Annotated in this window: 21 protein-coding genes; 13 read left to right on the forward strand and 8 right to left on the reverse strand. The window is 74.2% G+C overall.

Features of this window, described 5'->3' with window-relative positions; all coding sequences use genetic code 11:
* The gene (locus tag ABTY61_RS21965; protein ID WP_350506711.1) at positions 1–570 is read right to left on the reverse strand and encodes a Fic/DOC family protein; all 570 of its coding nucleotides are present in this window, start codon (positions 568–570) and stop codon (positions 1–3) included.
* The gene (locus ABTY61_RS21970) at positions 567–1,274 is read right to left on the reverse strand and encodes an antitoxin VbhA family protein (protein WP_350506712.1); all 708 of its coding nucleotides are present in this window, start codon (positions 1,272–1,274) and stop codon (positions 567–569) included. Before ABTY61_RS21970 ends, ABTY61_RS21965 begins: the two co-directional genes overlap by 4 nt.
* A 292-nt stretch (positions 1,275–1,566) precedes the next feature.
* Between ABTY61_RS21970 and ABTY61_RS21975 the strand changes: the two genes are divergently transcribed.
* From ABTY61_RS21975 to ABTY61_RS22000, 6 genes are all read left to right on the forward strand, one after another.
* Positions 1,567–2,490 (forward strand): SCO1860 family LAETG-anchored protein, encoded by a 924-nt coding sequence (locus ABTY61_RS21975; protein ID WP_350506713.1) that lies wholly within the window; start codon positions 1,567–1,569, stop codon positions 2,488–2,490.
* A 164-nt stretch (positions 2,491–2,654) separates the two neighbouring features.
* Positions 2,655–3,677: a glutamine synthetase gene (gene glnII, locus ABTY61_RS21980; RefSeq protein ID WP_350506714.1), complete on the forward strand. Its 1,023-nt coding sequence runs from the start codon at positions 2,655–2,657 to the stop codon at positions 3,675–3,677.
* A gap of 270 nt (positions 3,678–3,947) precedes the next feature.
* On the forward strand, positions 3,948–5,045 hold the full coding sequence (locus ABTY61_RS21985) for an LLM class flavin-dependent oxidoreductase (RefSeq protein WP_350506715.1): 1,098 nt from the start codon (positions 3,948–3,950) through the stop codon (positions 5,043–5,045).
* Between the two features lie 126 nt (positions 5,046–5,171).
* A complete protein-coding gene (locus tag ABTY61_RS21990; protein ID WP_350506716.1) occupies positions 5,172–5,708 on the forward strand; it encodes an HAD domain-containing protein in 537 nt (178 codons plus the stop codon).
* Positions 5,705–6,244, forward strand: coding sequence for a hypothetical protein (locus tag ABTY61_RS21995; protein ID WP_350506807.1), 540 nt, complete (start codon positions 5,705–5,707; stop codon positions 6,242–6,244). The genes ABTY61_RS21990 and ABTY61_RS21995 overlap by 4 nt, the downstream gene beginning before the upstream one ends.
* Complete coding sequence (locus ABTY61_RS22000; RefSeq protein ID WP_350506717.1) at positions 6,238–7,050, forward strand: MOSC domain-containing protein; 813 nt, start codon at positions 6,238–6,240, stop codon at positions 7,048–7,050. The genes ABTY61_RS21995 and ABTY61_RS22000 overlap by 7 nt, the downstream gene beginning before the upstream one ends.
* A 60-nt stretch (positions 7,051–7,110) precedes the next feature.
* Here ABTY61_RS22000 and cobC read toward each other — a convergent pair whose 3' ends face one another.
* Positions 7,111–8,157, reverse strand: coding sequence for an Rv2231c family histidinol phosphate aminotransferase CobC (cobC, locus tag ABTY61_RS22005; protein ID WP_350506718.1), 1,047 nt, complete (start codon positions 8,155–8,157; stop codon positions 7,111–7,113).
* Entirely contained in the window at positions 8,154–9,617 is a 1,464-nt protein-coding gene (locus ABTY61_RS22010) for a cobalamin biosynthesis protein (protein ID WP_350506719.1), read from the reverse strand. The genes cobC and ABTY61_RS22010 overlap by 4 nt, the downstream gene beginning before the upstream one ends.
* Before the next feature lie 241 nt (positions 9,618–9,858).
* On the opposite strand from ABTY61_RS22010, the gene ABTY61_RS22015 reads away from it, so the two are divergent.
* From ABTY61_RS22015 to ABTY61_RS22030, 4 genes are all read left to right on the forward strand, one after another.
* Positions 9,859–10,794 carry an alkaline phosphatase family protein gene (locus ABTY61_RS22015; protein WP_350506720.1) on the forward strand — a complete coding sequence of 312 codons (936 nt, stop codon included), beginning with the start codon at positions 9,859–9,861 and terminating at the stop codon, positions 10,792–10,794.
* 5 nt (positions 10,795–10,799) lie between these two features.
* Complete coding sequence (locus ABTY61_RS22020; protein WP_350506721.1) at positions 10,800–12,119, forward strand: MFS transporter; 1,320 nt, start codon at positions 10,800–10,802, stop codon at positions 12,117–12,119.
* On the forward strand, positions 12,116–13,150 hold the full coding sequence (locus ABTY61_RS22025) for a TolB family protein (RefSeq protein ID WP_350506722.1): 1,035 nt from the start codon (positions 12,116–12,118) through the stop codon (positions 13,148–13,150). The genes ABTY61_RS22020 and ABTY61_RS22025 overlap by 4 nt, the downstream gene beginning before the upstream one ends.
* A 97-nt stretch (positions 13,151–13,247) precedes the next feature.
* Positions 13,248–14,144 (forward strand): hypothetical protein, encoded by an 897-nt coding sequence (locus tag ABTY61_RS22030; protein ID WP_350506723.1) that lies wholly within the window; start codon positions 13,248–13,250, stop codon positions 14,142–14,144.
* 72 nt (positions 14,145–14,216) lie between these two features.
* Here ABTY61_RS22030 and ABTY61_RS22035 read toward each other — a convergent pair whose 3' ends face one another.
* A complete protein-coding gene (locus ABTY61_RS22035) occupies positions 14,217–15,158 on the reverse strand; it encodes an EamA family transporter (RefSeq protein ID WP_350506724.1) in 942 nt (313 codons plus the stop codon).
* A gap of 158 nt (positions 15,159–15,316) precedes the next feature.
* Between ABTY61_RS22035 and ABTY61_RS22040 the strand changes: the two genes are divergently transcribed.
* Together ABTY61_RS22040 and ABTY61_RS22045 are read left to right on the forward strand one after the other, a co-directional pair.
* Positions 15,317–15,829 (forward strand): MarR family winged helix-turn-helix transcriptional regulator, encoded by a 513-nt coding sequence (locus ABTY61_RS22040; protein WP_350506725.1) that lies wholly within the window; start codon positions 15,317–15,319, stop codon positions 15,827–15,829.
* Positions 15,830–15,920: 91 nt separating this feature from the next.
* Positions 15,921–16,373 carry a hypothetical protein gene (locus ABTY61_RS22045; RefSeq protein ID WP_350506726.1) on the forward strand — a complete coding sequence of 151 codons (453 nt, stop codon included), beginning with the start codon at positions 15,921–15,923 and terminating at the stop codon, positions 16,371–16,373.
* 4 nt (positions 16,374–16,377) lie between these two features.
* Here the strand turns inward: ABTY61_RS22045 and ABTY61_RS22050 are convergent, their stop codons facing one another.
* The 3 genes from ABTY61_RS22050 to ABTY61_RS22060 form a co-directional block, all read right to left on the reverse strand.
* Positions 16,378–17,037: a class I SAM-dependent methyltransferase gene (locus ABTY61_RS22050; RefSeq protein WP_350506727.1), complete on the reverse strand. Its 660-nt coding sequence runs from the start codon at positions 17,035–17,037 to the stop codon at positions 16,378–16,380.
* 61 nt (positions 17,038–17,098) lie between these two features.
* Positions 17,099–17,575 (reverse strand): hypothetical protein, encoded by a 477-nt coding sequence (locus ABTY61_RS22055; protein WP_350506728.1) that lies wholly within the window; start codon positions 17,573–17,575, stop codon positions 17,099–17,101.
* Positions 17,576–17,666: 91 nt separating this feature from the next.
* On the reverse strand, positions 17,667–18,842 hold the full coding sequence (locus tag ABTY61_RS22060) for an FAD-dependent monooxygenase (protein ID WP_350506729.1): 1,176 nt from the start codon (positions 18,840–18,842) through the stop codon (positions 17,667–17,669).
* A gap of 141 nt (positions 18,843–18,983) precedes the next feature.
* Here ABTY61_RS22060 and ABTY61_RS22065 point away from each other — a divergent pair, with 141 nt between their 5' ends.
* A complete protein-coding gene (locus tag ABTY61_RS22065) occupies positions 18,984–19,586 on the forward strand; it encodes a TetR/AcrR family transcriptional regulator (RefSeq protein WP_350506730.1) in 603 nt (200 codons plus the stop codon).
* Positions 19,587–19,604 lie beyond the last annotated feature (18 nt).

Below are 19,604 nucleotides of genomic sequence, written 5' to 3' on the forward strand. Positions count from 1 at the left end.
TCAGGCCGGGCGGACCAGGCCGTCGAGCATCTTCTCCAGCAGGTCGTTGTTCGCATTGAAGCTGGACACTGACGCGGCGATGTTCTCCTCCTGGTCCATCTCCTGCCAGGAGACGGTGTATCCGGCTTCGCGGGCGAGTTGGGCGAGGAAGGCGCGCTGGGTGCGGCCGTTGCCTTCCCGGAAGGGGTGGATGGCGTTCACGTCGCCGTACAGGTCGGCGAGGGCTCGGATGAACTCCGGGCGGTCCAAGCCTTGCAGGTGGTCGTTGTCGGCGAGCTTGCGGAACACGTCCTCCGCGAAGGAGACGATGTGGATCGAGGGGCAGAACGATGTGCCCTTGGAGATCTCAATGGTGCGCAGTTCCCCGGCCCACGGGTACACGCTTCCGAAGATCCGCCGATGGAACGCTTGCAGGTGTGCGAGGTCGTACCCGCCGGGCAGCGGCTCGGCGTCGAGGATGGTCAGCTCCACGGCGGCAATGTCCGCTTCGGCCTGCGAGAGCTCGGTTGCGTCGGTGATGCCGAGACTGTTTCGGAGGACGCCGTTGGGCTCGCTGTAGGGGTCGGTCACTCAGCGGCCTTGCGGGTGTAGCGGGCGAGGGCACGGGCTCGCAGGGCCGCGGCGTCGAGTTCTCCGCGCGCGTAGGCGTCGAGGTCGGTGGTGGTGTCTGCGCTGACACGCAGCCCCTCGGCCTCTGTGGAGCCGATCGCGGAGGCGACCGCCGCTCGGCGACGCTGGGCTTGCTCGTACTGTTCGCGTCGCCGGTATCCCTCCAGGGATGCGACGTCCACACGGCGGTGCGTGCCGACCATGCGGTACTCGATCGCGCCCTTGTCGAGCAGCTTGACCAGGTGCGGCCGGGAGACACCGAGGGCTTTGGCTGCCTGGATAGTGGACAGTTCCATGCTCTTGGCGATCACTTCGACCGAGCTTCCGGAGGCGATGAGCGCCATGGTCTCCACGAGGACCGCCAGGGCTTCGCGCGGCACCTCCATGGTGACCTTGCCCGCCTCGGCGACGGTGACGTGGAAGGTCTCGGCGCTGCCGGTAAGGGCGTCGCGCAGGCATGGCACGGCTTCCTCGACGGTGCGCCTGCGCTGCTCCTTCCGCGTGCGCTGCGCCTGAGCCCCGCGCAGCGCCGGCGGGTCCTCGGTGGGGCGCTTGCGCAGCCTCTTCCGGGTGCGGGAAGTCAGGATCTCGTAGGCAGAGGTCGTCGTGACGTCCGCGGTGGCGCGCTTCTTCTGCCTGATCGGCTCTTGTTCCTGGTGCGTCACGGGCATAGGTGCGTCCCCAGCTTCGAGTGGCGGCTATCACCCCTGAGCATATGAAACAAGTGGATCAAGTGCAATATGTGAAACTATGCAGGGTGGCGAAGGTCTCCCCCTGGGCTCGTAGCAGATCCGGGTCAGCGCCGGGCGTCAAGCTCACTCCAACGAGTGAAATGACGCTCCGTGAGGCTCATGTGACGGATCGTTTGAGAAGACTGGCGACTCATCGTTTCACCTGTGTGGGGGTCCCGCCATGTCTTCTCGGCCGTCTCGCCGAATCGTTTCCGCATCCGCCGCCGTGGTGGTGAGCACCCTGCTCACCGCCGGGCCCGTCCAGGCCGCCCCGGCGGCCCCGGCGGTCACCCCCTCGCCGGGGAAGGCGCGCGCCGTCACCGCCGAACTCGCCCTGGACGTCAGCCTCTTGAACAAGGCGGTGGACGTCCCGGTGGACATCGCGCTCAACAAGGTGGAGACACCCGAGCAGCGGGAAGGTTCCGTGCTGACCGCCAAGGTGGCGGGCGTCGACCAGGCCGGCCCGGTCGAGCTGGTCAAGGCCGACATCGGCAAGTCCGTCACCCGGGTCGACGCCAAGGGTGCCACGGCCTCCGTCAAGCTGGTCAACGCCGACGTGCACGCCCCCGGCCTGCCGGCCACCGCGCTGCTCGGGCTGGAGGCTATGAGCGCCGAGGCCACCTGCCCGGTCGACGGGCAGCCGACCGCGGACGTGGTCGCGCCCGCCAGGCTGACCGTGCTGGGCAAGCCCGTCACCGTCGGGCTGTACGGCCCGACCACGGTGGACGTGCCGCTGGTCGGCAGTGTGTCGGTGGAGTTCTCCAAGAAGAACACCACCACGACCACGGCCGCCGCCTCGGCCCTGGAGGTGAAGGTGGAGGTGAACCCGCTCAACCTGAACGTCGCCAAGGTCACCGGGACGATCACCGTCGCCTCGGTGAGCTGCGAGAAGCCGTCCGGCCCGGCCGCCACCGACACCCCGAGCGCCGCGCCCACCAGCGCGCCCGCCGCCCAGCCGGTCGCGGACGCCACCACCTCCCGGGCCGCCGTGCCGCAGGCCGCGGTGGAGAAGCCGGAGCGGCTCGCCACCACCGGCGGCAGCGGCGCCACCGGCCCGCTGGCCGCCGGGGCCGCCGCCCTGGTCGCGGGCGGCGCGGCCGCACTGTGGGCGACCCGGCGCCGCCGGGCCGCCCACGCCCGTCGCCCCTGAGCACCCATCGCGGTGCGGGGTGCCACACCCGGCACTCCCGCACCGTGACCGTGCCATCGCGGACGGTTGGTTCACATGCGCGTTACACGAGAGGAACAACCGGGAAACGGCGGCTTGCGACGCTACGCGGGCACCCACCACCCAGCAATGCGAGGGACCAAGCCGTGGCAATCAAGGCCGAGTACATCTGGATCGACGGCACCAAGCCGACCGCGAAGCTCCGTTCCAAGACTCGCGTCCTGGCCAACGCCGACAAGATCCCGACCTGGGGCTTCGACGGTTCCTCGACCAACCAGGCCGAGGGCCACGCCTCGGACCGCGTGCTGGAGCCGGTGAAGGTCGTCAAGGACCCGATCCGCGGCGGCGACAACATCCTCGTCCTGTGCGAGGTCCTGGAGACGGACGGCACCCCGCACGAGTCCAACACCCGCGCCCTGCTGCGCGAGGTCGAGGAGAAGTACACCGCGCAGGAGTCGATCTTCGGTATCGAGCAGGAGTACACCTTCTTCAAGGGCTCCCGCCCGCTCGGCTTCCCGGAGGGCGGCTTCCCGGCCCCGCAGGGCGGCTACTACTGCGGTGTCGGCGCCGAGGAGGTCTTCGGCCGCGAGATCGTCGAGCTGCACCTGGACCGCTGCATCGACGCCGGCCTGGCGATCTGCGGCATCAACGCCGAGGTCATGCCCGGCCAGTGGGAGTTCCAGATCGGCCCGGTCGACGCCCTGACCGTCTCGGACGACCTGTGGATCGCCCGCTACCTGCTCTACCGCACCGCCGAGGAGTTCGGCATCGACGCCACCCTGGACGCCAAGCCGGCCCGGGGCGACTGGAACGGCGCGGGTGCCCACACCAACTTCTCCACCAAGGCGATGCGCGAGGGCTACGACGCCATCATCACCGCCTGCGAGTCGCTCGGCACCTCCCAGGAGAAGGTGCTGGAGCACGTCACCCAGTACGGCGCCGACATCGAGTCCCGCCTGACCGGCAAGCACGAGACCGCCCCGTGGAACGTCTACAGCTACGGCGTCTCCAACCGCGGCGCGTCGGTCCGCATCCCGTGGCAGGTCGAGGTGGAGCAGAAGGGCTACATCGAGGACCGTCGCCCGAACGCGAACGTCGACCCGTACGTCGTCACCCGCCTGCTGATCAACACCTGCTGCGCGGCCCTGGAGAAGGCCGGCCAGGTCTGATCCCCGCTTGAGGTGCTGAGGTACTGAGGTGTTGAGGCACTGAGGAACCGCAATACCCGCAGGCCCTTTCCCGCCGGGGGAAGGGCCTGCGGGCGTTGTGCCCGGTCGGGCATAATCGAGTGCATGACCGCTCCCCGCCCCCGCTACCTCGTGCGCCGGCTGCACGTGGACCTGGCGCGGGTGTGGGCGGCCGGCTGTCGTCGTCGGTGAGTTCGCAGCAGCAGGACTGCCGACCCCAGACCGCACCGGCCGCAGGAGTGTGTCCGTTCCATGGCTCTCACCTTCCACTGGTTCCTCCCCACCAACGGCGACAGCCGGCAGATCGTCGGCGGCGGGCACGGCTCGACGCCCGGGACGGCCGGCGCCGACCGGCCGCCGAGCATCGCCTACCTGGGCCAGATCGCCCGCAGCGCCGAGCAGTTGGGCTTCGAGGGGGCGCTCACCCCGACCGGCGCCTGGTGCGAGGACGCCTGGCTGGCCACCGCGATGCTGACCCAGGTCACCGAGCGGCTGAAGTACCTGGTGGCGTTCCGCCCCGGGCAGCTCAGCCCCACCCTGGCGGCGCAGATGGCCGCGACCTACCAGCGGCAGTCCGGCGGGCGGCTGTTGCTCAACGTGGTGACCGGCGGCGAGTCCGCCGAGCAGCGGGCGTACGGCGACTTCCTGGACAAGGACGCCCGCTATGCCCGCACCGGGGAGTTCCTGGACATCACCCGGCGGCTCTGGGCGGGCGAGACGGTCGACCACCACGGCCCTCATCTGCGGGTCGAGCGGGCGAGGTTGAACCGGCTGCCCGACCCCGTCCCGCCGGTGTACTTCGGCGGCTCCTCCCCGGCGGCCGGCGAGGTCGCGGCCCGCTCCGCCGACGTCTACCTGACCTGGGGCGAACCGCCGGCCCAGGTGCGGGAGAAGATCGACTGGATCCGTCGACTGGCCGCGGCCCGGGGCAGGTCGGTGCGGTTCGGGATACGCCTGCACGTGATCACCCGGGACAGCTCCGCGCAGGCCTGGGCGGAGACCGAGCGGCTGCTCGCCGGTATGGACCCGCGGCGGGTCCGGGAGACCCAACGGGCACTCGCCGAGAGCGAGTCGGAGGGGCAGCGCCGGATGATCGCGCTGCACGGCGGCTCGGCGGAGCGGCTGGAGGTGCACCCGGGGCTGTGGGCCGGCATCGGGCTGCTCCGCGGCGGCGCCGGCACCGCGCTGGTGGGCAGCCACCGGGAGGTCGCGGACCTGATCACCGAGTACCACGAGCTGGGGATCGACGAGTTCGTGCTGTCGGGCATGCCGCACCTGGAGGAGGCCTACTGGTTCGGCGAGGGGGTCCTGCCGCTGCTGGCCGCCCGCGGGCTGTGGCACCGGCCGTGACGACCGCGGGGCGTGACGTTCGCGGACCTTGACCGGTCGGCCATGGCGCCGGCCGCGATCGGCCGCACCAGTCGGTATCAGGCAAACCACTGGTCAATCCCGATCACCCGCCGGAGAATTCACGGCATGACTCGACAGCCGCTGCTCCTCCTCGATGTGGACGGACCCCTCAACCCCTTCGCCGCGCCGAGGCTGCGGCGGCCGGCCGGCTACCGGACGCACGAGCTGATGCCCACCTGGTGGGCGGAGCGGCAGACCCGCCGCGCCCCCGACGGCGAGCCGAAACCGCTGAAGGTCTGGCTCAACCCGGCGCACGGGCCCGAGCTGCTGGCGCTGCCGTACGAGCTGGTGTGGGCGACCACCTGGATGGCCGAGGCGAACGCCCTGATCGGCCCCAACCTCGGGCTGCCCGAACTCCCGTACATCCCCTGGACGGAGCTGTTCGGCGAGGATCCGGACGGGCTGCACTGGAAGACCAGGGATGTGGTGGCCTGGGCGGACGGTCGGCCGTTCGTCTGGGTGGACGACGAGCTCGGCCCGCAGGATGCCGAGTGGATCGCGGCGAACCACCCGGGCCCCGCGCACACCCTGCACATCAACCCCCGGACCGGCATGGCCGCCGGGGACTTCGCGATCCTGCGCGAGTGGGCGGCCGCCGCGTGACCGGCCTGCCGCTGCTCCTGATCGACGTGGACGGACCGCTCAACCCCTACGCGGCGCCGGACACCCGCTGCCCCGAGGGCTACGGCACCCACCGGCTGCTGCCCGAGTCCTGGGTCGCGCGGCACGCGCCGCAGCCGCGCGAGCAGGTCGAGCCGCTGCGGGTGTGGCTGAACCCGGCGCACGGGCCGGAACTGCTGGCGCTGCCGTACGAGTTGGTGTGGGCGACCACCTGGATGGCCGAGGCGAACACCTTCATCGCCCCCCGCCTCGGGCTGCCCGAACTCCCGTACATCCCCTGGACGAACCTGTTCGGCGAGGATCCGGACGGGCTGCACTGGAAGACCAGGGACGTGGTGGCCTGGGCGGACGGTCGGCCGTTCGTCTGGCTGGACGACGAACTCGGCCCGCAGGACATCGAGTGGATCGCGGCCAACCACCCGACCGAGGCACTGCCGCTCTGGGTCGACCCCAGGGCGGGTCTGCGGGAGCTGCACTTCGCGGCCCTGCGCGAGTGGGCGGAGGAGGAGTCGTGCTGACCGGTGAGACCGTCGGCCGGGTCGAGCGGCTGCTCCGCTACCCGGTCAAGTCGCTGCTGGGGGAGGAGCTTCCGGCGGCCGAGGTGTCCGCGCGGGGCCTGGCGGGGGACCGGGCGCGCGCCCTGCTGGACCTGGAGACCGGACGGGTGGCCAGTGCCAAGAACCCCCGCCGGTGGGCCGGGCTGCTCCGCTACTCCGCGGCGGCCGCGGCGGACGGCCGGGTGACGATCACCGGCCCGGACGGGCGCAGCGCGGACGAGGCCGGGCTGTCCGAGGCACTCGGCCGCAAGCTCGCCCTGATCGACGAGCGCCCGCCCGGCGCGGAGGTCGAGCGGGCCGTGCCGGAGGAGGTGCTGGCGCGCGGCATCGAGGCGGAAGTCCCGGTGACGGTCAACGAGTTGGGGCGGGCCGCGCCGGACGGCGGATTCTTCGACTTCGCCCCGCTGCACCTGATCACCAGCTCCACGCTGCGGGCCGTCGGCGTCGAGGCCGAGCGCTACCGGCCGAACCTGGTGATCCGCACCGAGGGCGAGGGATTCGTCGAGAACGCCTGGGTGGGGCGGGAGTTGACCGTCGGGGAGACGCTGCGGCTGCGCATCGTGGCGCCCACCCCGCGCTGCGCCGTCCCCACCCTGGCGCACGGCGCGCTGCCCCGCCGGACGGAGGCGCTGCGGATCCCGGCCGAGCGCAACCGGCTGGTGCCGCTGGAGGGCATGCCGGCGCTGCCCTGCACGGGGGTGTACGCCCAGGTGGTGGTGGCGGGGGCGATCCGGGCCGGGGACGCGGTCCGGCTGGGCTCCGGCTGAGCTGAGCTGAGCTGAGGCTGAGGCTTAGGTCCGGCCGGGCGCGCGGTCCGGCCGGGCGGGTCAGGCCGGACCGAGCACCGTCTCCAGGGCGTCGAGGAAGCGGTCGGTGGTCCGCTCGTCCCGGACCGCGATCCGCAGCCAGTCCTCGCCGAGCCCGGGGAAGGTGTCCCCGCGCCGGACGGCGAAGCCGTGCTCGCGCAGCCGCTCGCGGACCGCCGCCGCGTCCGGCAGTCGGACCAGCACGAAGGAGGCGGCGGGCTCGCCGTACATCCGCAGCGCCGGGAAGGCGGCCAGGCCCTTCACCAAGTAGGCCCGCCACAGGGCGAGTTCGGCGGCCGCCCGGTCCGCCTCGGCGAGCGCCGCGGGGCCGCTGCAGACCTCGGCGGCGGCCAGTGCCGGGGTGGAGACCGGCCAGAGCGGCTGGGCGGCGCCGAGGGCGGCGATCAGCGGGGCGGGCCCCAGCGCGTAGCCGATCCGGAGTCCGGCCAGGCCCCAGGTCTTGGTGAGGCTGCGCAGGACGACGACCTGCCCGGGGAGGTCCCGGACGGCGGCGAGGGACTCCCGCTCGCCGGGCACGGTGTCCATGAACGCCTCGTCCACCACCAGGGTGCGCCCGGGGCGGGCGAGCGCGGCGACGGCCTCGGCGGGGTGCAGGACGGAGGTCGGGTTGGTCGGGTTGCCGAGGACGACCAGGTCCGCCTCCGCGGGCACGGCGCCCAGCCGGAACCCGTCCCCGGGGGAGAGCAGCACCCGGTGCACCCGGTGCCCGGCGTCCCGCAGCGCGGCCTCGGGTTCCGTGAACTGCGGGTGGACGACGACGATGTGACGTGCTGTCAGGACGCGCGCGAGCAGCACGAAGGCCTCCGCGGCCCCCGAGGTGAGCAGCACCTCCTCGACCGGGCGCCCGTGCCGGGCGGCCACTGCGGCGCGGGCGGCGCCCTGGTCGGGGTAGGCGGCGAGGGTGCCGAGGGTGGCGGCGAGGTGCTCGCGCAGCCAGGCCGGGGGCGTGCCGGTCCGGACGTTGACCGCGAGGTCGACCAGGTCGTGGCCGTCCGCGCGCACCTCGGCGTCGCCGTGGTGGCGCAGGTCGGGTTCGCCGGCGGTCATGCGGAGGCCCCCGTCCGCTCGGGCCCGCCGGACGGTCCGGGCTCACCGGGCAGCTGGGGCTCACCGGGCAGTTGGGCCAGCCCGGGCACCCGTAGGACCTCGTACGCGCCCGGCGGCACGGTGAGCGCGGCGCCGTCGCCCAGGGCGACCAGGGCCACGGCGTGCCCGTGCTCGGCCAGGGCGACGGCCGCCCCGGTCGGATCGACCGCCCGCCCGGCCCGGTCGGTCGCCACCCCGGCCCGGTCGGTCGCCACCCCGGCCCGGTCGGTCGCCTCCCCGGCCGGGTCCGGCACCACGCCGCGGCCGCTCCGCACCGACCCGGGCTCCGGTACCGCGACCCGTCGCGTCCCCGGCCGGAGCAGCGCGGCCACCGCCTCCACCGCCTCCGGCCGGCCCACCACCACCGAGGCGCGGTGCAGTTCGGCGAGCGCGCGGGGCACCAGCAGGTCGTGCGCGCCCGGTCCGAGGCCGACCAGTGCCAGCCGGCCGCGCACCGCCGCCCGGGCGATCGCGACCGTCGCCGTCGCCGACTTCCGCTTGGGGACGACGAGTTCACCGCCGGCGGCGCTGGCCAGCGCCGCCGCCTCGGCGACACTCGCGGTGCCGACCGCCGTACCGACGGCCTCGGACGGGTTGGGCACCGTGAGCCGGGCCAGCTCCTCCGCCGGGTGCTCGTCCACCGGCACGTGCAGGCAGCGCGCGGCCCAGCGCACCGCCGGGTGGTCCGCCTTGCCGGCCACCGTGGCGATCCGGGCGATCGCCTGGCGCAGGTAGCCGGTCTCCTTGAGCACGTCCATCAGCAGGCGCATGGCGTCGGTCGATCCGGTGCCGCCGCCCGCGCCGATGCCGACGACCAGGGTGCGCGGGACGACCAGGAGGTCGCCGTGGCCCGGGTCCTCCTGGTCGGTGATCCGCAGCACGGGGGCGTCCTCGGGGGCGTCCGGCCGGACGTTCGGGGGCAGGGCGGGCAGCGGGTACGGCACCTCGCTGACCAGTCGGACCGGCAGGCCCGCCGTCGCGGCCTCCGCGGCGGCACCGGCACCGGCCCGGCGGTAGCGGACGGCGTGCGGGGTCAGCACGTCGAGCGGGTCGCCGGGCCCGGGCAGCGGGCCGGTGAGCACCGGGGTGACACCGAGGGCGGCCGCGACCTCCTCGGCCAGCGCCACCGCGGAGTCGGTGTGGCTCAGTGGGATCACCCAGCGGCGCCCCGGGTCCACGCAGAGCACCTCGGTGCCGCGCGGGACCTCGATCCGGGGGTCCGTCAGCAGGCCGACGACGGCGGCGAGCGATCCGACGGCGATCACCTGGCGGTGGTTCTCGAGGGCGACGTGCATCGCCTCCGGCCCCTGGAAGCAGTTGCCGTGCGAGGCCCGATAGGCGCGGGTGCTGTCCGGCCAGAGCTCCTGCAGTTCGTCGGTCAGCGGGCGGCCCGGCCCGTAGATGGCGACCAGTCCGATCACGTACTGCACTCCTTGCCGTCCCCGGCCCAGCGCTCGCGGGCCCCCGTGATCCCACCACGGGCGGAGGAGGGGGGTCAATCAGGGCGCGTGTGACGTCTGCCGCCGTTCGCCGTTCCTTCGTGTGGGGATCGCCTCGCAGCTGTTCTTCTGTTCTTCATTTCTCTTGTGCGGTACACGACACGCCGCGATCCTACTGTTCTCGGCGCTCCCGCCCCGGAAGCCCCGACACTCGGAGGACCCCATGGCCTTCGCACGACTCCGCACCCCCGGCACCCCCACGGCCGGCCCGCGCCCCGCCCGTCGCCGCAGGCTCCGCCCGCTCACCGCGCTCGCCTCCGGCCTCGGCCTGGTCGCCGGCTCCCTCGGCCTGTGGGCCGCGGGCGGCAGCGCGGCCGCCGACACCGCCGCCGGCCTGCCCAGCCCCGACCACATCATCGTCGTGGTGATGGAGAACCACGCGTACTCCCAGGTCATCGGCAGCTCCAGCGCGCCGTACTTCAACAACACCCTGGTGGCCGGCGGCGCGACGCTGACCCAGTCCTACGCGCTCACCCACCCCAGCCAGCCCAACTACTACATGCTGTTCTCCGGCAGCGCCCAGGGCGTCACGGACGACAGCTGCGTGGACGTCGGCGCCCTCCAGCAGCCCAACCTCGGCTCCGAACTGCTGGCCGCCAACCAGACCTGGGCCAGCTACAACGAGGGCCTGCCCTCGGTCGGCGCCACCGACTGCCGGGTCGACAACTACGCCCAGAAGCACAACCCGTGGTTCGGCTTCGGCAACGTGCCCACCTCCAGCGCCTACGGCATGGACGCGTTCCCGACCGACTTCACCACCCTGCCGAAGGTCTCCTTCGTCATCCCGGACCTCTGCGACGACATGCACGACTGTTCGGTCGGCACCGGCGACACCTGGCTGCAGAACAACCTGGACGCCTACGCCCAGTGGGCCAAGGCCAACAACAGCCTGCTGGTGGTGACCTTCGACGAGGACAACCGGCTCGCCGGCAACCGCATCCCGACCCTCGTCTACGGTGCCCACGTCACCCCCGGCAGCTCCACCGCCACCCGGTACAACCACTACGACGTGCTGCACACCCTGGAGGACCTGGCCGGCGTCAACGCCCACGCCGGCAACTCCGCCAACGCCTCCGACATCACCGGCATCTGGAACTGACGCCCGTGTACGTCGCGGACTCCCGCAGCTCGAAGGCCCCCGTCGCACCGGCCACCGGCCCGGTGCGGCGGGGCGCCGCCCTGCGCTCAGTGCCGGGGGCGGTCCTCGCCCTCGGCGCCGTCAGCATGGTCACCGACATCTCCTCCGAGATGGTCAACGCCGTGCTGCCGCTCTACCTGCTCACCGGACTCGGCCTCTCCCCGCTCGGCTTCGGCCTGCTCGACGGCATCCAGAACGGCTTCAGCGCCCTGGTCCGCCTGGTCGGCGGCCACCTCGCCGACCGCCGCGACCGCGACGGGGCCGCCCGGCACAAGGCCGTCGCCGCCGTCGGCTACGGGCTGTCCGCGCTGTGCCGTCCGCTGCTGCTGTTCGTCCACACCGTGCCGCTGATCGGCGCCGTGATCGCCGCCGACCGCACCGGCAAGGGCCTGCGCACCGCACCCCGGGACGCGATGATCTCGCTGGCCACCGAGCCCGCCCACCGCGGCCGGGCGTTCGGCGTGCACCGGGCGATGGACACGGCCGGCGCCCTGCTCGGCCCGCTCACCGCCTTCCTGGTGCTGCGGCTGGCCGGCGGCCCGATGCTCGCCGACAGCGGTGAACGGCACGGCTACGACGCGGTGTTCACGGTCAGTGCCTGCGTCGCCGCGCTCGGCGTGCTGATCCTGCTGCTGTTCGTGCCGAACCGGCAGAGCGGCGAGGCGCCGTCGACCGCCGCGCCCTCGCTGCGCAGCAGCCTCACCCTGCTGCGCCTGCCCGGACTGCGCCGGCTCACCCTGTGCGCCGTCCTGCTCGGGCTCACCACCGTCAGCGACTCCTTCCTGTACCTGCTGATCCAGCGCCGGCTCGGCCTGTCCGTCAACCTGTTCCCGCTGCTGCCGCTCGGCACCGCGGCGGCCTTCCTGCTGCTCGCCGTCCCGCTCGGCGCGCTCGCCGACCGGATCGGGCGCCGCCGGCTCTTCCTGCTCGGCCACGGGGTCCTGCTGCTCGCGTACGGGCTGCTGCTCTCGCCGCTGCGCGGGCTGCCCGCGGTGCTCTGCGTGCTGCTGCTGCACGGCTCGTTCTACGCCGCCACCGACGGCGTGCTCGCCGCCGCCGCGGCCGACGCCGTCCCCGCCGGGCAACGCGGCGCCGGGCTCGCCCTGGTCGGCACCGGGCAGGCGCTGGCCCGGTTCGCCTGCTCGCTGCTGTTCGGCGCGCTGTGGAGCGCGGTGGGTGGCCCGACCGCGCTGGCCTGGTCCGCGGGCGCCCTGGCGCTGTGCGTGGCCGGGGCGGCGCTGGTGCTGCGCCGCTCGGAGCCCGTCGCCGTGGAGGAGATCCCGTGAACCTGCAGAACAACCGCAGCCGGGTGATCGTGCTGCTGCTCGCCGTCCTGGTGCTCGGCGCGGTCGGCACCGGCGCCGTCCTCTACGCGGCCGACCGCGGCTCCGAGCGCGACCGCGCCCAGGCCGGCGGACCGGCCGTCGCGCCCGGCCCGGTCTCGCTCCAAGCGCCGTCCAGTGGGCGCCAGTTGCTCTTCCGCAACATGGCCTGGGGCCCGCACCGGGACGAGCTCACCACCGTCCCCGCCGACCACCCCGACGGCCCGCGCACCGCCTCCGGCACCCAGTGCCTGCGCTTCCACGCCGCCGCCGGCACCGGCATCTGCCTCCAGGCCCAGCACGGCGCGCTCGACGACACCTACCGCGCCGTCATCCTGGACGACCACCTGCACGAGCGGCGCTCCTTCCCCGCCGCCGGCATCCCCACCCGCTCCCGGGTCTCCCCGTCCGGGCACCTCGCCGCCTGGACCGTCTTCGTCAGCGGCGACTCCTACGCGGGCACCGACTTCTCCACCCGCACCTCGATCGTCGACGTGCGGGACTGGAACCTGCGGGAGAACCTGGAGGACTTCGCCGTGGTCAAGGACGGGCACCCGTACCAGGCCCACGACGTCAACATCTGGGGCGTCAGCTTCGCCGACGACAACACCTTCTACGCCACCCTCGCCACCTCCGGGCAGACCCACCTCGTCCGCGGCGACCTCGCCGCCCGTACCCTCACCACCCTGCACGACAACGTCGAGTGCCCCTCGCTCTCCCCGGACGGTACCCGCGTCGCCTACAAGAAGCGCGTCCCCGGCCTCTCGCCCGACGCCCCCTGGCGGCTGTACGTCCTCGACCTCGCGACCGGCACCGAGACCGCCACCGCCGAGCAGCGCAACATCGACGACCAGGCGCTCTGGTCCGACACCGGGACGCTGCTGTACGCCCTGCCCGGGGACTACGGCGCCGACCTGTGGACCGTCCCGTCCGACGGCTCCGGCACCCCGAGGCTGGTCACCAAGGCCGCCGTCGCCCCCGCCTACCTGGGCTGAGGAACTCTCCGCTAACGTCCCACGTCGAGCAGAGTGCGACGTCCAGACCAGAGGTGCCGGTCGGACGTCCTGATCGGAGCGGGGGAACGAGCGAACCGTGGACGGCATCCCACCCGAGCGCGTGGTCACCGACTCCTGGCCGGCCCTGCACGGCCGGCCGGTCCTGCGGCGCACCGTCGCCGTCGGACTCGTGCTGTGCGTGTCCGCCGGCGCCGCCATGATCGTGCGCGGCGTCAACGCGCTCACCGTCGGCCGGGTCGGGAGGGAGACCGACCGGGACCGCGCCGAGCGGCTGGCCGGGCTCCACCCCTCCCAGCACCCCGGGGCCGGCCGCTACTACGTCCCGGTCGGCGCCGTCTACACCCTCACCTCGGACGGCTCGCCCGTCGCCTACCTCCACTACCGGCTCGGCGGCGGCAAGGAGCCCGGCCTCGGCGACTTCCTGCGCACCTACGACCTCCCCGCGCCCGGGCCCGCCGCGCCGCTGCCGCCGGACCTCGCGGCCGCGCTCGGCGGCGACGAGCCGGCCGAGGCGCCGGAGCTGCCGGAGGAGCCGACGGCGGTGCCGGCCTCGCCGGGGACTCCGTCCGGGTCCGCCGCGGGCCCTTCCGTCCCGGCCCCTTCCGTCCCGGCCGCTTCCGTCCCGGCCCCGGAGCCCACGGCCGCGCCGGCGGCCGTCGCGGCGGAGCCGACCCCGACCGATGCCGACCCGGACGGTGTGGACGGTGATGCGGACGGCGCCCAGGGCGGCGCCCAGGACGCCGGTGCGGACGCCGGTGCCGGTGGGGGCGTCAGGACCGGCGGCGCCGCGCACGTCCCCGCGGACACCGCCGAGGGCGGCACGCCCGACCCGGTCCCCACCCCGACCTGGACGCCCACGGCCAGCCCGTCCGCCGTCCCGACCCACGCCCCTACGGCCCGCCGGATCTACGTCGCCACCATTCCGGGCGGCCTGCCCGGCGCCGCCGACATCTACATCCGCGCCACCGGCTGAGCAGGCCGCCCGCCCGTCGGACATGCCGACGCCCCGCCGGGCACCGGCGGGGCGGGGTGGGGCGTCGGGTCGTCAGCGGGCGGCTGCCGCCCGGGTTGCGGGGGCGGGCGCCGGGGTGGGCGCCGGTACGGGGGCCGACGCCGGTGCCGGGTTGGCCCGTCGGGCCGGGGCCTGGCCGACCAGCAGGGCGCCGAGCGCCAGCAGCAGGCCGAGCACCTGCCACGGGGTGAGGGTCTGGCCGAGCACGACCAGGCCGCCGATCGTGGCCACCACCGGGTTGATCAGCCCGAGGAAGGAGACCGGTCCGGCGCCGAGCCGCTCGATGCCGCGGAACCACAGCACGTACCCGACCGCGGTGCTGAGCAGCCCGAGGTAGGCGAAGCCCGCCAGGTTGGCGGCGCTCAGGGCCGGCGGCGCGCCCTCGACCAGCGCAGCGAGCGGGACCAGGAAGACCGAGCCGGCCAGCAGCTGCCAGGCGGTGAGGTCGATCATGGTGGCGCCCTCCGGGCGGCCCCAGCGGCGGGTCAGTACGGTGCCCATGGCCATCAGGCCGATCGCGGTGACCATCGCGGCGATCCCGACGCCGTCCAGCTCGGCCCCGCTCTTGAGCACCAGCAGGGCCACCCCGGCGACCCCGACCACTCCGGCGAGCAGCGCCCGGCGCCCGGGCCGGACCCGGAGCACCCCGATCGAGAACCCGGCGACCAGCAGCGGCTGGATCGCCCCGATGGTGGCCGCGACGCCGCCGGGCAGGCGGTAGGCGCCGACGAAGGTGAGCGGGAAGAACAGCCCGATGTTGAGCATCCCGAGCACCGCCGCGCGCCCCCACCAGCGCCCCTTGGGCAGCTTGCGGCCGATCAACAGCAGCAGCAGCCCGGCGGGCAGCGCGCGCAGCGCGGCGAGCAGCAGTGGACGGCCCTCGGGCAGCAGCTGTGTGGTGACCAGGTAGGTGGTGCCCCAGGCGGCCGGGGCGAGTGCGGCGGTGGCGGCGATGGCTGCGCGCTTGCGGTCCATGGTGATCCCGATCCCCTCAACGTTGACTATCTGAACGTTGAGATATTTCTACGCCCGGGATCGGTGAACGTCAAGTATGTGAATGTTAAGATATCTGGAGCGGCAGCCCCGCGGCGCAGCAGTCCCGCAGTCCCGCAGTCCGAAGGAGATGACAGGCCATGCAGCAGCGCGACACCGTCGACGACATCGCCGAGCAGTGGGCCAGGAACCGCCCCGACCTGCCCCTGGAAGCCATGGCCCTGATCGGCCGGCTGCGCAGGCTCAACGTCCGGGTCGACAACGCCCTGCGCGACTACTTCCTCACCTGCGGCCTGGACCCCTCCGAGTTCGACGTCCTCGCCACCCTCCGCCGCTCCGGCGAGCCCTACGAGCTCAACGCCCGCGCCCTGCTCAAGTCCGCGATGGTCACCTCCGGCGCCATCACCAACCGGGTCGACAAGCTCTCCGCCAAGGGCCTGGTCGAACGCAACCCCTGCGCCACCGACCGCCGCGCCGTCCTGGTCCGCCTCACCCCCGCCGGAAAGGACCTCATCGACGCCGCCCTGCCCGGCCACATCCGGAACGAGGAGAGCCTCCTCACCGCCCTCGACGCCGACGAACGCGCCCAGCTCGACAGCCTGCTGCGCAAGCTCCTCATCGCCCACGGCGACACCGAACCGCTGATCGGCTGAGCCGCCGCCGGCGCCCCCCGGCGGATCGCGTGTCCACGACCTTCCCCGCCGCGTTGACCCTCTCGGGACGACATAGCGGAGGAGAAGGCCGATGAAGCACAAGACCCCCAGGGAGATCGCCGTCGACGACCAGCTGCGGGCGGCCGGGGCGGAAGGTGCCCAGTGGCTCGCCGCCGCCGGGTGGGGGCCGCCGGTCAAGGTGCCGCTGCAGAATGCGGCCAAGTGGCAGCGGGAGACCCGGGAGAGGATGCTCGCCTCGCAGGAGGACGAGTCCTGCACCTGGTGCGACCACCTGCTCCACGGCGGCCCCCAGCCCGTCGTCGTGCACGCCGAGCATCCGACCCACCTGATCTGCCGCGCCTGCTCGGTCGCGGTCCGCCCCCACCGCCGCTGCGCGGACTGCGGCAGGCCCGCGGGTTCGGCGTCTCCGCTCGACGGCCGTGAGGACGTCTGCATGGGCACGGTGACGATCTACACCCGCCTCCGCTGCCCCGCCTGCTACCGCCGCGACCCGCTCAACGGGACCTTCGGCGGAAGCGCATGACCCCTCAGCAGAGCCGAGCGACCAGCGCATAGCGCTCGTCCGCCACCGGGCCGCCCCACAGCTGAGCGTCCCCGCTGAGCGGCTCGACCCGCAGCTCCGCCACCAACGGGCGCACCGCCGCAGCGAGTTGCTCCGCGCCTACGCCGCCGCCCCAGGGCAGGCGCTCCGCCCCGGCGACGTACGGCTCCGGCTGCTCGCCCGCCTCGCGCCAGCGGCCCTCGACCAGCACCAGCCGCCCGCCGGGGCGCAGCAGCCGCACCCATGCGCGCAGCGCCCGCTCCGGCTCGGGCAGGGTCCAGACCAGGTGGCGCGACAGCACCACGTCGAAGCCGCCCGCCCGCACCGGTGGCGCGCCCGCGTCCCCCACCAGGAACCGCCCGGCCAGCCCGGCCGCCGCCAGCTTCGCCCGGGCCCGCGCGACCATCCGCGGCGCCAGGTCCACCGCCGTCACCCGGTGCCCGTCCGCGGCCGCCAGTTCCGCCAAGGACCCCGTCCCGCACCCGATGTCGAGCACGTCCGCCGGCCCGCCCGGCAGCCACCCCCGCACCCGCCGTCGCCACGCCGCCCGCGTCGCCGCCGCCCGCAAGCCGTGGTCCGGCTCCTCGTCGAAGGCCGCGGCGGCCGCGTCCCAGTAGTCGGCGATGGCCCGCCCGGAGTCCGTCATGCCGCCCATCCTCCCCACCCCCACCGACATCCGGCCCGGATCGGTGGCCAGGCCCCAGGCCCTAGCCGCCGATCGAGACAGGGATGCCCCGGCGGTCGCCGGACAGTGACCGGCGGATGGCGTTGACCAGTTGGACCTGGGCCCTGGAGGTCGGCTGTCGGGCCTGTTCGAACTCGTCGGGGCGTAGCGGTGCGGTCGACGGGTCGCGGGTCCGCGCCACCTGGTCGAGGAAGGTGTCGACGGCGTTGCCGAACCTGTCGATCTCGGCGGCGACTTCGGCCGGGGCGACGAGGCCGGCGTGCACCAGGGCCGCACTCCACCCGCCCCAGTCGTAGTCCCAGCCGCGCCGGTCGCCGTGGGCGCGCCTGAGCTCCATCGTGAACTTGGCGTAGTGCGCGAGCAGTTCCCGGTAGGCGGCGAGCTGCTGGTCCCGTGACCACTGGCGGTCCTGGGCGCGGCGGGTGACGAGGCCGCCGGCCACGACGCCCACGGTCGCGGAGAGTGCTCCGGCCGCTGTCGTCACCAGAGCGTCCAGCATCGCGCCTCCCGGGGTGCGTCCGTCGGTAGCGGTCCCAGGGTAGGCGTCGCGCGGTGCCGTGTCCGACGGTTTTCCGCTGCTGCTCCCGTCCTCAGGCTCCGGTGCGGAGGGCCGGGGGCTGCCAGCCGTAGATCGTGGTGGTGCGGCTGAGGAGGGTGCGGGCGGGGAGGAGGCCGGCCAGGGTGAGGGCGGTGGTGCGGAGGAGGGTGGCGGCGGGGGTGCGGAGGGCGACCAGGTCGCCGGTGCGGCGGGAGGCGGTGGCCACGGCGGTGGTGCGGGGGAGGCGCGCGGCGGTGTAGGCGGGGAGGGTGGTGACGGGGTCGGTGGCGGGGGTGAGCGGGGCGGCGAGGACGAGGGCGTCCTCGATGGCCTGGCAGGCGCCCTGGCCGAGGAAGGGGCACATGGCGTGGGCGGCGTCGCCGAGGAGGGCGACCCGGCCGTGGTGGTAGGCGGGCAGGGGGTCGGCGACTTCCCGGACGTCGTTGCGGAGCAGCCGCTCGGGTGCGGCGAGGGCGAACAGCTGGGGGACGGGGGCGCACCAGTCGCCGAAGTGCCGCTGGAGTTCGGCGTGTTCGTCGGCGGCGCGGCCGCCGGCCGGGGCGAGGGCGGCGCCGTAGACGTAGACCCGCCGGTCGGCGAGCGGGACGATCCCGGCGAGCCGGCCGGGGCCCCAGACCTCGCCGGCGGCGCCCGGTCGGGCCCCGGGGGTGACGATGGCGCGCCAGGTGGTGAAGCCGCTGTAGCGCGGGCCGGGGTGGTGGGGGAAGAGCAGGCCGCGGGTGGCGGAGTGGATGCCGTCGGCGGCGACGACCAGCGCGGCCTCCCGGTCGCCCTCCTCGGTGCGGACGACGGCGGGTCGCCGGTCGTCGCCCGGGTCGGTGACGGCGGCGGGGGAGCCGGTGCGGACGGTGCCCTCCGGCAGGGCGTCGACCAGGGCGGCGATCACCTCGGCGCGGGCGACGGCGGCGATGGTGTCGCCGAGGTGGGCCTCGACGGCGGCGCTGCTGGTGCGGACGAGCCAGCGGCCGGAGGGGTGGCGGATGCCGACGGCGGGGTGGGCGGTGGCGCGGGCGCGCAGTCGGGAGCCGACGCCGAGCCGGTCGAGGGTGCGCAGGGCGTTGGGGGCGAGGGCGAGTCCGGCGCCGACGGGCTCCAGGGTGGCGGCGCGTTCGTGGACGGTGACGTGGATGCCCTGCCGGTGGAGGGCGAGGGCGGCGGTGAGGCCGCCGATCCCGCCGCCGATGACGATCGCCTGGTGCTGGCCCATGAGGGGGTTCCTGTTCTCCCACGATCCTGGCCACTACAGCTGTAGTGGCCATTGCTCCAGCACCGTACTACACGTGTAGTGGGCCGTAAACTACGGCTGTAGTGAGCTGGGTGGTCCCGAGGAAAGGCCCTGATCGAACCCATGACGTCCCCGAACCCGACGCCCCCGCGCCCGACCCTGATCGCCGACGCCGCCATCGACCTGATCGCCGAGGCCGGCCTGCGCGGACTCACCCACCGCGCCGTGGACGACGCCGCCGGCCTGCCCGCCGGCTCGACCTCCAACCTCGCCCGGACCAGGGCCGCCCTGCTGGAACTCGTGCTCACCCGGATCGTCGAGCGGGAGACCGCCGACTACCCGGTCTTCGCCGGCGACCCGCAGCCCCGAGCGGCCGCACCGGCCCGCGCGCTGCTGGTCGAGGTCGGCGCCGAGGTGCTCTTCCAGGCGCTCACCCGTGGCCGCCGGCTCACCCTGGCCCGCCTGGAGCTCGCCCTGGAGGCCACCCGCAGGCCCGAACTGCGCGCCGTCTACGACTGCCTGGGTGCCCGCTTCGCCCGGCTCGGCGCCGGCCTGCTCGCCGCCGCCGGCTCCACCGACCCCGAGGGCGACGCCCGCCGGCTGGTCCGCTGGTGCGACGGCGTGCTGTTCAACGCGACGGCGGGCAGCGGGCACTGGCACGTACCGATGCCGGAGGAACTGCGCGCGGAGATCGACCGCTACCTCACCGCCCTGCTGGACCGGTAGGGCCCGGGCCGCATCGGC

It is taken from the genome of Kitasatospora sp. NPDC096128 (genome assembly GCF_040303105.1).
Taxonomy (GTDB): domain Bacteria; phylum Actinomycetota; class Actinomycetes; order Streptomycetales; family Streptomycetaceae; genus Kitasatospora.